Annotated in this window: 9 protein-coding genes, 1 riboswitch and 1 other annotated feature; all 9 genes read right to left on the bottom strand. The window is 41.8% G+C overall.

Annotation, left to right across the window (positions count from 1 at the left end; translation table 11 throughout):
• Window positions 1–116: 116 nt before the first annotated feature.
• On the bottom strand, window positions 117–1388 hold the full coding sequence (locus IGK85_RS06915) for an O-acetylhomoserine aminocarboxypropyltransferase/cysteine synthase family protein (RefSeq protein WP_008381431.1): 1272 nt from the start codon (window positions 1386–1388) through the stop codon (window positions 117–119).
• 50 nt (window positions 1389–1438) lie between these two features.
• Window positions 1439–1692, bottom strand: a binding site (T-box leader).
• A gap of 110 nt (window positions 1693–1802) precedes the next feature.
• Window positions 1803–3209 (bottom strand): dihydrolipoyl dehydrogenase, encoded by a 1407-nt coding sequence (gene lpdA, locus IGK85_RS06910; protein WP_005230052.1) that lies wholly within the window; start codon window positions 3207–3209, stop codon window positions 1803–1805.
• 7 nt (window positions 3210–3216) lie between these two features.
• Window positions 3217–4863, bottom strand: coding sequence for a dihydrolipoyllysine-residue acetyltransferase (locus tag IGK85_RS06905; protein WP_005236379.1), 1647 nt, complete (start codon window positions 4861–4863; stop codon window positions 3217–3219).
• Between the two features lie 25 nt (window positions 4864–4888).
• Entirely contained in the window at window positions 4889–5866 is a 978-nt protein-coding gene (locus IGK85_RS06900) for an alpha-ketoacid dehydrogenase subunit beta (protein WP_005230047.1), read from the bottom strand.
• 2 nt (window positions 5867–5868) lie between these two features.
• Complete coding sequence (pdhA, locus tag IGK85_RS06895; RefSeq protein WP_005231936.1) at window positions 5869–6978, bottom strand: pyruvate dehydrogenase (acetyl-transferring) E1 component subunit alpha; 1110 nt, start codon at window positions 6976–6978, stop codon at window positions 5869–5871.
• Between the two features lie 434 nt (window positions 6979–7412).
• Window positions 7413–10004 carry a magnesium-translocating P-type ATPase gene (gene mgtA, locus IGK85_RS06890; RefSeq protein WP_005236382.1) on the bottom strand — a complete coding sequence of 864 codons (2592 nt, stop codon included), beginning with the start codon at window positions 10002–10004 and terminating at the stop codon, window positions 7413–7415.
• A 187-nt stretch (window positions 10005–10191) separates the two neighbouring features.
• Window positions 10192–10363: riboswitch (M-box (ykoK) riboswitch) on the bottom strand.
• A 398-nt stretch (window positions 10364–10761) separates the two neighbouring features.
• The gene (gene wecB / locus IGK85_RS06885; protein ID WP_008381437.1) at window positions 10762–11862 is read right to left on the bottom strand and encodes a non-hydrolyzing UDP-N-acetylglucosamine 2-epimerase; all 1101 of its coding nucleotides are present in this window, start codon (window positions 11860–11862) and stop codon (window positions 10762–10764) included.
• A 121-nt stretch (window positions 11863–11983) separates the two neighbouring features.
• Window positions 11984–12961, bottom strand: coding sequence for a GMP reductase (gene guaC, locus IGK85_RS06880; RefSeq protein WP_081487946.1), 978 nt, complete (start codon window positions 12959–12961; stop codon window positions 11984–11986).
• A gap of 210 nt (window positions 12962–13171) precedes the next feature.
• Window positions 13172–14086 carry an aldo/keto reductase gene (locus tag IGK85_RS06875; RefSeq protein WP_008381441.1) on the bottom strand — a complete coding sequence of 305 codons (915 nt, stop codon included), beginning with the start codon at window positions 14084–14086 and terminating at the stop codon, window positions 13172–13174.
• Between the last annotated feature and the right edge of the window lie 150 nt (window positions 14087–14236).

The following is a 14236-nucleotide window of genomic DNA, read 5'->3' as shown; positions in this document are numbered from 1 at the left end:
GAACCGATGGATTTACTATCCTTCTAACAACAGAAACCGCAGTTTTATTTGAAACACTAACCCACAACAAAAAAGCGCAGCATAGTATCCTGCGCTTTTCCTACTGCTTCAACTATTTAGAGCTGTTGGAAGGCTTGCGTGAGATCTTCCAATAGATCGTCGATGTTTTCCAATCCAATGGATAAGCGAATCGTCTCTGGACGAATTTTGGCTGCTGCAAGTTCTTCTACGCTAAGCTGAGAATGGGTCGTCGAAGCTGGATGGATGATCAAGGACTTTGCATCGCCAACGTTCGCCAGTAGCGAGAAGAGCTTAGTTGCGCCACAAAAGGTTTTGCTTGCTTCTGCCCCACCCTTTAATCCGAAGGAAAGGACCGAACTGGTCCCTTTGGGGAAATACTCCTGCGCCCGCTTAAAATAAGGACTGTCCGGCAGGGTTGGGAAATGAACCCAAGAAACTTCCGGGTGCTTGGCTAAAAATTCAGCAACTTGTTGCGCATTTTCTACATGACGTTCCATCCGCAACGAGAGGGTCTCGATGCCTAAAAGCAACACCCATGAATTGAAGGGAGAAATCGCAGCACCTGTATCCCGTAAAAGAATCGTTCGGGCCCGAGTGATATAGGCAGCGTTACCAGCGGCTTCTACCCATGAGATTCCATGGTAACTATGATCGGGATCGACCAGCTTGGGAAATTTGCCGTTTGTCCAATCAAAGTTGCCACTATCAATAATAGCCCCTCCTAAAGCAGCCCCGTGACCACCGAGGTATTTTGTCGTGGAATAAACGATGATGTCCGCCCCGTGCTCAAACCCTCGAAACAGATAGGGAGTCGCAAAGGTGTTGTCAATGATGAGGGGAATCCCGGCTTCATGAGCAATCGCTGCAATCTTTTTAAAGTCGGCAATATCAATATCTGGATTGCCTAAAGACTCTAGAAAAACTGCTTTGGTATTTTCTTGGATGGCTGCTTTTAGTGCTGGTAGATCTTCACTATCGACAAAGCTTGTGGTGATGCCAAAATCTGGCAATGTATGGGCGAACAAATTATAGGTACCGCCATAAATTGAAGCAGCAGAAACGATATGATCTCCTGCTTGCGCGAGATTTAAAATTGCATAGGTGATCGCCGCTGAGCCAGAAGCCGTAGCTAACGCACCGATACCACCTTCTAATAGGGCTAATCGCTCTTCTAGAACCGCGGTCGTCGGATTGGTAATACGGGTATAGATATTGCCGCTCTCACTAAGACTAAATCTCGCTGCCGCTTGGTCAGCATCATCAAACACATAGGATGTGGTTTGATAAATGGGTACGGCGCGACTTCCTGTGGTAGGATCTGGTATTTGTCCTCCGTGTAATTGAATCGTCTCAAATCTTTCTGTCATACTATTCCTCCTTAATAATGCAAATAAAAAAGCCCTCTGATATCGAGATATCAAAGGACGTGTTTACGTGTTACCACCTTTATTCAAGCAGACTTTCCAGCATGCTTCTCAGCAAGTACGCGACAAATAAACGTCGTTATACTCTGACGCGATAGCGGGCGCACCCGGATCTCCTTATCTTTCGTACAAGTTCAGAAGATCACCTTAGAGGCCATTTTCGATTGATCCTACAAGTTCTTCTTGCACCTTACGAAGACTCTCTAGGCTTGCCAAATCAATTTACTTTCCTCATCAACGGTTGAAATATTAAGAGCATCGTATCATTTCCAGAAGATTCTGTCAATAGCATAGGATCGCTTTATTTCTGGTGATAAAAAAACTCGTTCACCAAATGATGAACGAGTTTCACAAAGCTTAAATGTGGATTGGTAATCCTAGAGCTAACTCAGCAGCATCCATTGTGATCTCACCTAGAGATGGATGTGGATGGATCGTTAACGCGATATCTTCTGCGTTCATGCCAGATTCAATAGCAAGAGCAAGTTCTGAAACCATATCGCTTGCTCCTAGACCAGCAATTTGCGCACCGATGATCACATTGTCTTCAACCGTTGTTACTAAGCGGATGAATCCTTCAGTTTTTCCTAGAGATAACGCACGACCGTTACCTGAGAATGGGAATTTGAATGCTTTTGCTTCAATTCCAGCATCTTTGGCATCTTTAATCGTCATACCGACAGAAGCCAATTCTGGGTCAGTAAAGGCAACTGCTGGCATTGCTTTGTAATCAACGGCAACTTTTTTACCAGAGATTGCTTCAGCAGCGATTTTTGCTTCGTAGCTAGCTTTATGTGCTAACGCAGCACCAGGAACGATGTCACCAATTGCGTAGATGTTTGATACGTTGGTACGGCCTTGTTTGTCAACCGTGATCAATCCGCGTTCGCCTACTTCAACACCTGCTTGTTCTAAGCCCATGTCATCAGTATTTGGACGACGACCAACAGTAACCATCACGTAATCAGCAGTAACTGATTCTTCTTTACCATCTACGGCATATTTGACAGTTACGCTATCGCCATTGTCAATTGCTTCTTTCGCCATTGCGTTCGTAACGACTGTTACACCTTTTTTCGCAAAGTCTTCTTCAACCAATTTGACCATGTCTTTTTCATAGGTTGGCAAGATTTGAGGAGAGCCTTCAAGGATCGTTACTTCTGCCCCTAGGTTTGCATAAGCTGCACCTAGTTCAGAACCGATGACACCGCCACCGATAACAACGAATTTTTTAGGAACTTCTTTTAATGCCAATCCGCCAGTTGAATCAAGAACACGTCCGCCGAATTTGAAACCAGGGATTTCAATTGGACGAGAACCTGTTGCGATGATTGCATTGTTGAAAGAGTATGTTTGTGCTGAATCTGGGTGGATGACACGCAATGTGTGATCATCAACGAAGAAAGCTTCTCCTTCAATCGTTTCTACTTTGTGTTTTTTCAATAGGAAACCAACACCTGAAGTTAATGTTTTAACGACTTTGTTGTCTTTCCATTCTTGAGTTTTGGTAAAATCAAGGGAAACATTTTCACTTGTTACACCAAACATTGTTGAATCCAAAGATTCTTGATAATGATGACCTGCAGCGATCAAGGCTTTTGAAGGGATACAACCAACGTTCAAACAAACGCCGCCGATGTATTCTCTTTCAATGATTGCTACTTTTTGTCCCATTTCAGCAGCGCGGATGGCAGCTACATAGCCGCCAGGTCCCGCACCGATTACAACTGTATCTAATTCAACAGCAAAATCTCCAACTACCATTTGTTAATCATCCTTCCATCATTAATAGCTCTGGATCAGCTAATAGACGTTTGATATTATTCATTGCTTGTTGCGCTGTTGCGCCATCAACGATACGGTGGTCGAAGCTTAATGAAAGTTTCATCACACGTCCGACAACGATTTCGCCTTCAGCGTTTACGATTGGTTGTTGCGCGATTGTACCTACACCCAAAATAGCTACTTCAGGGTAGTTGATTACTGGAGTGAACCAGCCGCCACCAACTGAACCGATGTTACTGATTGTGATGGTACCATTACGCATATCATCTGCAGCCAATTTGCCGTCATGAGCAAGTTTTGCTTTTTCGTTGATTTCATCAGCGATAGCAAACATGCCTTTACGATCTGCATCTTTTACGTTTGGTACATACAACCCATGGTCAGTATCTGTTGCGATACCGATGTTGTAATAGTTTTTGTATACAATCTCTTGTTTTGCATCATCGATCGACGCATTCAAGATAGGGAATTTTTTCACTGTTGCAGTCAATGCTTTCACAACATATGGTAAGAAAGTAAGTTTTGTGCCGTTTGCAGCAGCAACTTCTTTGAATTTCTTACGGTTATCCCAAAGGTTTGTTACTTCAACTTCATCATGCAAGGTTACATGAGGTGCTGTTTGTTTGCTGTTTACCATCGCTTTAGCGATTGCTTTACGTGTAGGTGTTAAGGCAACACGTTCTTCTAAATCACCTAAGTTTGATTTGAAGGCTTTTGCTGGAGCTGCTGGTTTGCTTTCAGTTGCTGCAGCTTTTGTTTCTTCTTTCGCAGGAGCTTGAGTTTCAGCTTTTGCAGCTTGTCCGCCACCTGATAGGAAGTTTTCGATGTCTTCTTTTGTTACACGTCCGCCTTTACCTGTTGCAGATACTTGGGAAATATCCACATCTTTTTCGCGAGCGAATTGACGGACAGAAGGCATAGCCAAGACACGTTTGTTAGGATCTGCTGCTTCAACAACACTTGCTGAACCAGAAGTTTCCACTTTTTCTTTTGGTGCTTCTGCAGGTGCGCTTGATGAAGCAGGCGCACTGTTGTGACCAGGTGCGTCGATTTCAACTAAAACATCACCAACATTTGCAACTGTTCCTTCAGCAACAACGATGTTTTTCACTGTTCCTGTTACTGGAGATGGGATTTCTTCGACTGATTTGTCGTTTTGAACTTCAAGCAACGTATCGTCTTCATTGATGGTATCTCCTGCTTTAACGAACCATTTTACGATTTCGCCTTCTGCAATTCCTTCACCGATATCCGGTAATTTGAATTGGAAAACGCCTGCGCCTTCAGAAGAACCAGCTGATGCTTCAGCCGTTTCCGTTGTAGGTTCTGCTGCTGGTTTTGCTGGTGTTTGAGACTCTGCTGCTACACCTGCATCGCCTTCGTTGTCTTCATGTCCTGGTGCATCGATCTCAACAAGGACATCTCCAACGTTTGCGACTGTACCTTCAGGGACAACGATGTTTTTCACTGTTCCTGTTACTGGAGATGGAATTTCTTCCACTGATTTATCATTTTGAACTTCTAGTAAGGTATCATCTTCATTGATGGTATCCCCTGCTTTGACGAACCATTTTACGATTTCGCCTTCTGCAATTCCTTCACCGATATCCGGTAATTTAAATTGAAATGCCATTTTCTATTCTTCCCTTCTTCAACTATTAAAAGTTCACGATTTCTTTCACTTTGTCTTCGATGTCTTTTGCATTTGGCAACCAAATGTTTTCAGCTTGACCGAATGGGAAGATCGTATCTGGTGCAGACACGCGTCCGATTGGAGCTTCTAGTGATAGAACCGCACGTTCAGAAATTTCAGAAACGACTTGAGCGCCAACACCTGCTTGTTTTTGTGCTTCTTGAACGACAACCACACGACCAGTTTTTTCAACTGATTTGATGATCGTTTCAACATCAAGAGGAGCAACTGTACGCAAGTCGATAATTTCAGCGTTGATGTTTTCTTTCGCTAAGTTGTCAGCAGCTTTGATTGCTTCACGAACCATTGCACCATAAGTGATGATTGAAACATCAGAACCTTCACGAGTTACTGCTGCTTTGTCTAAAGGAACTTCGTATGCTTCTTCTGGCACTTCTTCACGGAATGAACGGTAAAGTTTCATGTGCTCTAAGAAAACAACTGGGTCATTGCTGCGGATAGAAGCAATCAATAATCCTTTTGCATCATATGGGTTTGATGGAATAACGACACGGATACCAGGTGATTGAGCGATCAATCCTTCCAAGTTATCTGAGTGCAATTCTGGTGTGTGCACACCGCCACCAAATGGTGAACGAATAGTGATTGGTAAATTACGTGTACCACCCATACGGTAACGAGTACGCGCCATTTGACCAACGATTTCGTCAAATGTTTCAAATACGAAACCAAAGAATTGGATTTCTGGAACTGGACGGAAACCTTCTAATGCTAAACCGAAAGCCAAGCCGCCGATACCAGATTCAGCAAGAGGGGTATCGAAGACACGATCTTCGCCGAATTTTTCTTGTAAACCTTCTGTTGCACGGAAAACCCCGCCGTTTTTACCGACATCTTCACCAAAGACTAAAATCTCTTTGTCATTTTCCATTTCAACAGCTAAGGCATCTGTAATTGCTTGAATCATTGTTTTTTGTGCCATGACTATTTCGACTCCTTCGCTTCGTAAGTTGCAATTTGTTCTTTAATGTTTTGTGGTTGTACTTCAAACATGTTTTTCAAGAAATCTGAAACTTTTTGTTTTGGCACGCGGTCCGCTTCAGCGATCGCTGCTTTGATTTCTTCTTTTGTTTGTTCAATGACTTGTTCTTCTTTTTCTTCAGACCAAAGTCCTTTTTCAGTTAGGTAAGTACGGAAACGTACCAATGGATCTTTTTGTTGCCATTCGCTGTCCATGTCTTTTGAACGGTAACGGGTTGGATCATCACCAGACAATGTATGTGGACCGTAACGGTAAGTCAAGGTTTCAATCAATACAGGACCGTTGCCGTTTGCTGCCCATTCACGAGCTGCTTTAGAAACATAGTACACTGCCAATGGATCCATACCGTCAACTTGGATACCAGGGATCCCAGCTGCTGCAGCTTTTTGTGCCAATGTTGGTGCCGCACTTTGTACTTCACGAGGTGTAGAGATCGCAAAACCATTGTTTTGGATATAGAATACAGCGTTTGCATGGTAAGCCCCTGCAAAGTTGATTGCTTCATAGAAGTCCCCTTGTGAAGAACCGCCATCACCTGTATAAGTGAATACAACATTTTTCTTGTTGCGTTTTTTCAATCCTAAAGCAACGCCGGCTGCTTGGACGTATTGTGCACCAATAATGATTTGTGGTGGCAATGCTTTTAAATCTTCTGGATAAAGGTTCCCAGCAACGTGGCCACGTGACCATAAGAAAGCTTCTTTCAATGGCAGACCGTGTTGGATCAATTGTGGTACATCACGGTAACCAGGTAATAAAACGTCTTCTTTTTCAAAAGCAAATTGACTTGCTAATTGGCTTGCTTCTTGTCCAGCAGTTGGCGCGAAGAAACCTAGACGACCTTGACGGTTTAACGCAGTTGAGCGTTGGTCTAATACACGAGACCATACCATACGAGTCATCAATTCAACTAATTCGTCGTCACTTAAATCTGGTACTAACTCTTGATTTACAATTTTCCCGTCTTTGTCCAAAGCTTGGTAAGTTGGAAAATCCGCATTGACTTGCTCCAAAATCGCTTGGAAATCAAGTGCTTTTTGTTTTTTTGCCATCTTGACACACTTTCCTCTCTGATATAAAAATTCACTTTCGTATGTAACAGGGTTTAAATCTGTACTATCGAAATTTCATTTACTCTTATAAATTATCATTTAACTTCGAAAATGACAAGTGAAAAGGGTATTTTTTTTAATAAAAGAATTCCCACTGTAGCAACTCTTAAGAAAACATTAGTGAAATTAATCACATTAAAGCAATCGCTTTCTTCAATTTTTTCTTTTCAGATTCTTTTTTTTATTTAAGAATAGTACAGCATCCACCATTCCGCTAAACAGATTTATCATTAACCTCCTTTTATCACTTGTGAAGGATTCGACTTGAATCAAAGAGAAATTTCTTAATATGAGAAAAAAATAATACAGAGAACGGATAAAAAGAAACAGATCGGCGATTCTCCCCCTGTTAGGAAGAACGCCGACCTGTTTTTTTAAATCCATTCTCTCGTGACATGAATGTAAATGCGTTTCGCAAACTCAACTGTTACTAAATAAGCTAGATTGATACCGACATACCATGGCCAGTAACTTGATGGCAGTGCTGCAAAATCAAAGACGGTATGCAATGGCGTCAAGATGACCAAGAAGCCAACTGCAATCGCTAGAACACTTGAAATCAAAACTGCAGGTGATGCGATACTTTTGATAAATGGTAATTTTCTCGTTCTGATCATGTGAACGACTAAGGTTTGTGTCGTCAAGCCAATCATAAACCATCCTGCTTGGAACAAGGCTTGCTCTTGGATGGTATTTGCACTAAAGACATGCCACATCATAAAGAAAGTCAAAATATCGAAGATGCTGCTGACAGGTCCAATGCCGACGGTAAACTTCAATAGTCCACCCACTTGCCATTTAACTGGTTTTTCTAACTCTTCTTTATCTACGTTGTCCCATGGGATCGTCAATTGGGCCATATCGTACACCAAGTTTTGAACCAACAGTTGAATGGACAACATTGGTAAGAAAGGTAAAAAGGCACTAGCAACTAAGATCGAGAACACATTCCCGAAATTCGAACTCAAAGTCATTTTGATGTACTTCATCATATTGGTAAATACTTTGCGGCCTTCGATGACCCCTTTATCAAGGACATTCAAACTTTTTTCTAATAAAATGATCGAGCTGGCATCTTTGGTGATATCTGCTGCGGTATCAACCGAGATACCAACATCTGCTGTACGTAAAGCAGGCGCGTCGTTGATGCCATCTCCCATAAAGCCGACCGTATGGCCTGCCGCTTGAATGGTTTCAATGATTCGGGATTTTTGCATTGGATTTAATTTTGCAAACAGATTAGTTTTTGCAGCTTTCTCTGCTAACTCTTCATCTGACAGATGATCTATATCGGTTCCTAACAAGTATTCATCTGCATCAATACCAACATCTCGACAAACTTTTTGCGCAACGATCGCATTATCTCCCGTTAACACTTTGACATTGATGCCATGACCGTGTAAAGAAGCAATCGCTGTTTTTGCTGTTTCTTTTGCTGGATCTAAGAAGCCCATAAAGCCAATCATGATCATATCTTGTTCATCTTCTACAGAATAAACGGCATCTGCGTGGGCATCTCGTTTTACAGCAACAGTCAATACGCGCATTCCTTGTTTGTTCAAGCGCAAATTCACTTGACGCAATTGTTTTCTCAATTGAGGAGTCAATTCCATCACTTTGCCATCAACTTCTACGTACTTGCAGACTTGTTCCATTTCCTCGGCGGCACCTTTAGTGACCATCAGTTGATGACCATCTGCATTGACAACAACCGTCAAGCGGCGACGTGAGAAGTCAAACGGAATCTCATCGATTTTTGTCACATCGTTAAATGGCGCTGCCAAGCCTTCTTCTTCATAGTAGTTTAAGACAGCAATATCCATCAGGTTTTTCCACCCTGTTTGATAGTAAGAATTTAAATACGTCATATCAAGGACTTGTTTATCTTCTACGCCAAATGGGTTTAAATGCTGTACCAGTACAACACGATCTTCGGTGATCGTACCCGTTTTATCGGTACATAGTACATCCATTGCACCTAAGTTTTGAATCGAAGGCAATTCTTTGACGATCACTTTTTCTTTTGATAAAGAGATCGCCCCTTTGGCTAAGTTACTGGTGACGATCATTGGTAGCATTTCTGGCGTCAAACCAACTGCTACTGCAATCGCGAAGAACAACGCTTCGCCCCAATCACCCTTGGTCAAACCATTGATCAATAAAACGATTGGGAAAAGAACCATAACCATTCGCAACAATAGCTTGCTGACTTTTGTTAAGCCATCTTCAAAGGTTGTTTTGCCCCGTTTCGTGGTCGCATTTTTGGCAATATCACCGAAGAAAGTACTTTGACCGGTTTTCAAAATAATGGCTTTCCCTTGACCACTTAAGACATCGGTACCCATGAAAACAAGATCTTGCATATCTAGTGCAGAAATTTGTTCATCGCTTTCTTTGATCCCAGCATCGACAAATTTTTCAACTGGCATTGATTCGCCTGTTAATGAAGATTGATTGATAAATAAATCTTTGGTCCAAATCAAGATCGCATCCGCAGGAATCATATCGCCTGTTGCTAAGGTGACGATGTCTCCTGGAACGACTTCATCCATTGGAATTTCTCTCGTGATTCCATCTCGAGTGACGGAACAAGTATTTTCAATAAGTTCTTTTAACGCTAAGCTTGCTTTTTGGGAACGGTATTCTTGGACGAAAGTAATCATGACACTGGCTAAAATCATGATTCCCATCACGATCACTGCTTCAATATCGCCTGTTACAAAAGAAATAACCATTAATAATGCCAAAACTAACACAAAAGGATCTTTGAAAGCACCTAGGATCATCAACCAAGCAGGTGTTGGTTTTTGCGCATCTACTTTGTTTGGACCATACTCTGCCAAACGTTCTGCAGCATCTTCTTCCGATAACCCTTGGAAGGATGTCCGCATTTCCATCAGCAGTTCTCTTTCGGTCAATTTTGCCAGTAATTTTAGTTCTTGATCTTTCGATAGTTTTTTTAACATCTTTTTTTCCTCCTAGCACTTAGGAGTTGCTTACGCCACCCCTAGCGATTCGATAATTACTCCGCTGTTTCATCTGGGGACTGGGGTATTCCATGTGAATCTTCCTTTCTTTTTATTAGGTAAGTCACTGTGGAACATGCGTAAAAGACACAAAAAAACGCACGCTCCCAATAAGCATGCGTAAAAAACTCATGATCATTGTAGAGCTTTAGCACTATAGGGCGTAGATAGCAAATCTGCTATCAGCTACTTTGGGTTTAACCTTCACGATTAGACCTGTCCTACCAACTAAGTATCTCTCGATACTTTTGCGGCAGCAGCTTGTGTCCATATAGGAGCCTCACCTAACAATTATTTGTATAAAATGTCAGTTCGCCGGAAGTCTATCTTCCAACTACCCACATAATAACTGCTATCCTAGCCAATGTCAACCGCAACAATGGAAAAAAGCACCCTTTTTTCATAGATTTTCGTTGGTTTTCAAATGAAAGGTCTTACAATAAAATAACAACGTTAAAGAACTGGTGTGATTTTATATGTGACAAAACTTTTTTTACACGAACAGATAGAGAGAAATCCTCTCAGGGCAAAACCCAGAATTCATCAAGTCACTTCGGCTATCCCATTGAAGGAGAGAATGTAATAAATTTCCGAACTCGAATAAAAAATAGACAGCCATTTAAATAAACAGCTGCCTATTTCTCTTTCATATCCGATTCTGAAAAATGATTTTTTCTATATTCTTTCGATCCAGCTCTCACGAAAAATGATCTGCTAAAATTTTCAAGATTCGCCGACTAGCTTTCCCATCGCCATAGGGATTTTCTGCATGTGCCATGGCATTGTAAGCTTCTGGATCCTCTAGTAGTCGCTTCGTTTCTTGATAAACCGCAGCTTCAGACGTACCGATCAGTTTTAACGTACCTGCAGCAATTCCTTCTGGGCGCTCTGTTGTATCTCGCAAGACCAAAACAGGAACGCCTAACGACGGTGCTTCTTCTTGGACACCACCAGAATCCGTCAAAATCAATGTGCTTTGATTGGCAACATTGTGAAAATCAATGACATCTAAAGGCTCAATCAGCGTGACATTTTCTAGTTCCCCAAGTATCTCCAAAGCAATCCCTCGGACTTGAGGATTTTTATGCATAGGAAAAACCACTTTGATGGTTGGTTTCTCCTTAGCGATCTTCGCTAAAGCGCGGAAGACTTGCTGCATCGGAACACCTAAGTTCTCGCGACGGTGCATTGTCAGAAGAATCATGGTTTGATCTGCTGCAGAAAGTTCTGGATGCTGATAGTCCTCCGAGATCGTATAACGCATCGCATCAATGGCGGTATTTCCCGTTACAAAAATTGCAGCTTTATTGCGATTTTCCGCTAATAAATTTTCTTTGCTTTGGACAGTTGGCGCAAAATAAAAATCCGCTAATACATCGATCAGCTGACGATTGGCTTCCTCCGGATAAGGAGATTTTTTGTTCCATGTACGCAAACCGGCTTCCACATGCCCCACAGGAATCTGCTGATAGAAAGCTGCCGTCGCGGCTGCATAAGCTGTGGTCGTATCCCCGTGAACGAGTACGATATCAGGGGTTTCTTTTTGCAAGATAGGTTCCAGATCCAGCAAAACTTTGGTAGTGATTCCTGTCAAAGTTTGCCCTAAAGTCATAATATCCAGATCATAATCTGGTATGATTTCAAAAACCGTTAAAACTTGATCCAACATTTCTCGATGCTGCGCCGTCACCACAACGATCGATTCAAAACGCGGGTCGTTTTCCAATTCCTTTACTAGTGGCGCCATTTTGATGGCTTCCGGTCTGGTACCGAACACAGACATCACTTTGATTGTCATTTGGTCACCCGCTCCTCTACTTCTCATTGCTTCTATTATAACGAAGAAAACAGAAAAACAAAATGGTTGTTCCAACAAAAAAAGAAACGACCGCTAAAAGGCCGTTTCTTCAGTATCCAGCTTAAATAGTATCTCCATTGAAAATCGAATTTTTCACGATTACGTAATCCACTTTACGAATCGATTCTAAATCTTTTCCACCTGCATAAGAGATCGATGACTGCAAGTCTTGCTGCATTTCAACTAATGTATCTTTTAAAGAACCTTTGTATTGAATCCAAATTTTCTTTCCTTCTACGTTTTTCTTTTCACCTTTTTGAAATTCTGATGCAGAACCAAAGTATTCTTTCATTACAACGCCATTTTCTACCTTGGTTTCCCCTGGTGATTCTTCATGACCTGCAAACAATGAACCGATCATGACCATGGTTGCACCAAAGCGGACAGATTTAGCGATATCGCCGTGTGTCCGAATGCCACCATCTGCAATGATTGGTTTGCGAGCAGCTTTGGCACACCAGCGTAATGCTGCCAATTGCCATCCGCCAGTCCCGAAACCAGTTTTGATTTTTGTGATACAAACTTTCCCTGGTCCAATACCGACTTTTGTTGCATCTGCGCCAGCGTTTTCCAATTCACGAACTGCTTCTGGCGTTCCAACATTTCCAGCGATCACAAACGTTGCTGGTAAATGCTTCTTGATGTGTTGAATCATATTGATCACGGCGTTTGAGTGACCATGGGCAATATCGATCGTGATAAAATCAGGAACAAGCTCTTTCTCAGCTAGTTCTTCTACAAAGGCATATTCATTTTCTTTGACACCCACGCTGATAGAAGCAATCAAGCCGCGGCTTTTCATTTTTTTGATGAATGGAATCCGTGCTTCTTCATCAAAGCGGTGCATAATATAAAAATAGCCATTTTCAGCTAAAAATTCTGCGATTGAATCATCAATAATTGTTTGCATATTTGCAGGAACAACAGGCATTTTAAACGAGTGTCCGCCTAATGTCACCGTGGTATCACATTCTGAACGGCTGTTCACGATACACTTGTTAGGAATCAGTTGTATATCTTCGTAATCAAAAACTTTCATGTCAAACATAAAAATATCCTCCAAATCTTACTAAGAGTGAAGCAAGCATCAAATGGCATCAGCCTATTTTTAACGCCCACAACAATTTAAACCACCTGGAAATGAAATACAAGCTTTTTAGAAATACTTTTTGAAAAAAAAGGATGAATGTTCGTCTTTCGCGAACATTCATCCTTATAACAACTGAATAAAACGGAATTTACGTATAAATTAAGGTAAGATGTTCCCTGCTGCTTTATACACTTCATACCATTCATGGCGGGTCAATACGATCGAAGAAGCTTGCGCAATTTCTTCAATTCGATGCGGGGTCATCGTTCCGGCAATCACTTGCATATTTGCTGGATGACGTAAGATCCACGCAGATGCGATGCCAGTCGGCGTTGTTTGATACTTGTTCGCTAGTTCGGTTAATTTTTCGTTTAACTCTGGGAATTTCTCGTTGCCGATAAAGACCCCTTCAAAGAAACCATACTGATACGGAGACCAAGCTTGGATCGTCATCTCATGCAAACGAGAATATTCCAAAATTTCTCCATCATGGTCGACACTGCCAGCATCCGTCATATTGACATGAATCCCTTGATCGATCATCCCTGTATGCATGATCCCGAATTGCAGTTGATTCGCTACTAAAGGTTGCGAAACATATTTTTTCAATAGCTCGATTTGACCAGGTTTTTGATTGCTGACACCGAAGTATTTCACTTTACCGTCTTTTTCTAATTGGTCAAAGGCTGCTGCCACTTCTTCTGGTTCAAACAAAGTGTCAGGGCGATGCAATAATAACGCATCTAAATGATCAGTTTTCAATCGTTGCAAACTGCCTTCCACAGAAGAGATAATATGCTCTTTCGAAAAATCAAACATTTCACCAGGAACGATGCCACATTTTGATTGAATGAACAACTCTTCTCTTTTGGCATCCGTTTTTGCTAATGCTTCCGCAAAAATCGTTTCACACTCCCCGCGTCCATAGATATCGGCATGGTCAAAAAAGGTAATGTCATTTTCAATCGCAGTCGTCAAGACCTTCACAGGATCTTTGGCATTGTTGATTCGCATCAAGCCTAAAATCACGCTAGATACTTCTAAATCAGTGGGACCGAATTTAATTTTTTTCACGTAAAGTTCCTCCTTATTTAAACTACACTCCTATTTTAGCACAACAAGATGAAAACGCTATACCAACGTCAAAAAAACCTCCCATAAAACGAAAACCACCAGCACAACCGATCGGTTCTACTGGCAGTCCTCCTATCATTACAGTTTGCG

This window comes from Enterococcus sp. AZ015 (assembly GCF_050499225.1).
Lineage (GTDB): Bacteria > Bacillota > Bacilli > Lactobacillales > Enterococcaceae > Enterococcus_D > Enterococcus_D entomosocium.
This window is presented reverse-complemented; position numbering and strand designations above follow the sequence as displayed.

Excerpts from the sequence above, each read along its gene's own strand:
- lpdA (WP_005230052.1), bottom strand. The coding sequence starts at position 3,209 with ATGGTAGTTGGAGATTTTGCTGTTGAATTAGATACAGTTGTAATCGGT.
- IGK85_RS06900 (WP_005230047.1), bottom strand. The coding sequence starts at position 5,866 with ATGGCACAAAAAACAATGATTCAAGCAATTACAGATGCCTTAGCTGTT.
- IGK85_RS06905 (WP_005236379.1), bottom strand. The coding sequence starts at position 4,863 with ATGGCATTTCAATTTAAATTACCGGATATCGGTGAAGGAATTGCAGAA.
- IGK85_RS06915 (WP_008381431.1), bottom strand. The coding sequence starts at position 1,388 with ATGACAGAAAGATTTGAGACGATTCAATTACACGGAGGACAAATACCA.
- guaC (WP_081487946.1), bottom strand. The coding sequence starts at position 12,961 with ATGAAAGTTTTTGATTACGAAGATATACAACTGATTCCTAACAAGTGT.
- mgtA (WP_005236382.1), bottom strand. The coding sequence starts at position 10,004 with ATGTTAAAAAAACTATCGAAAGATCAAGAACTAAAATTACTGGCAAAA.
- pdhA (WP_005231936.1), bottom strand. The coding sequence starts at position 6,978 with ATGGCAAAAAAACAAAAAGCACTTGATTTCCAAGCGATTTTGGAGCAA.
- wecB (WP_008381437.1), bottom strand. The coding sequence starts at position 11,862 with ATGACAATCAAAGTGATGTCTGTGTTCGGTACCAGACCGGAAGCCATC.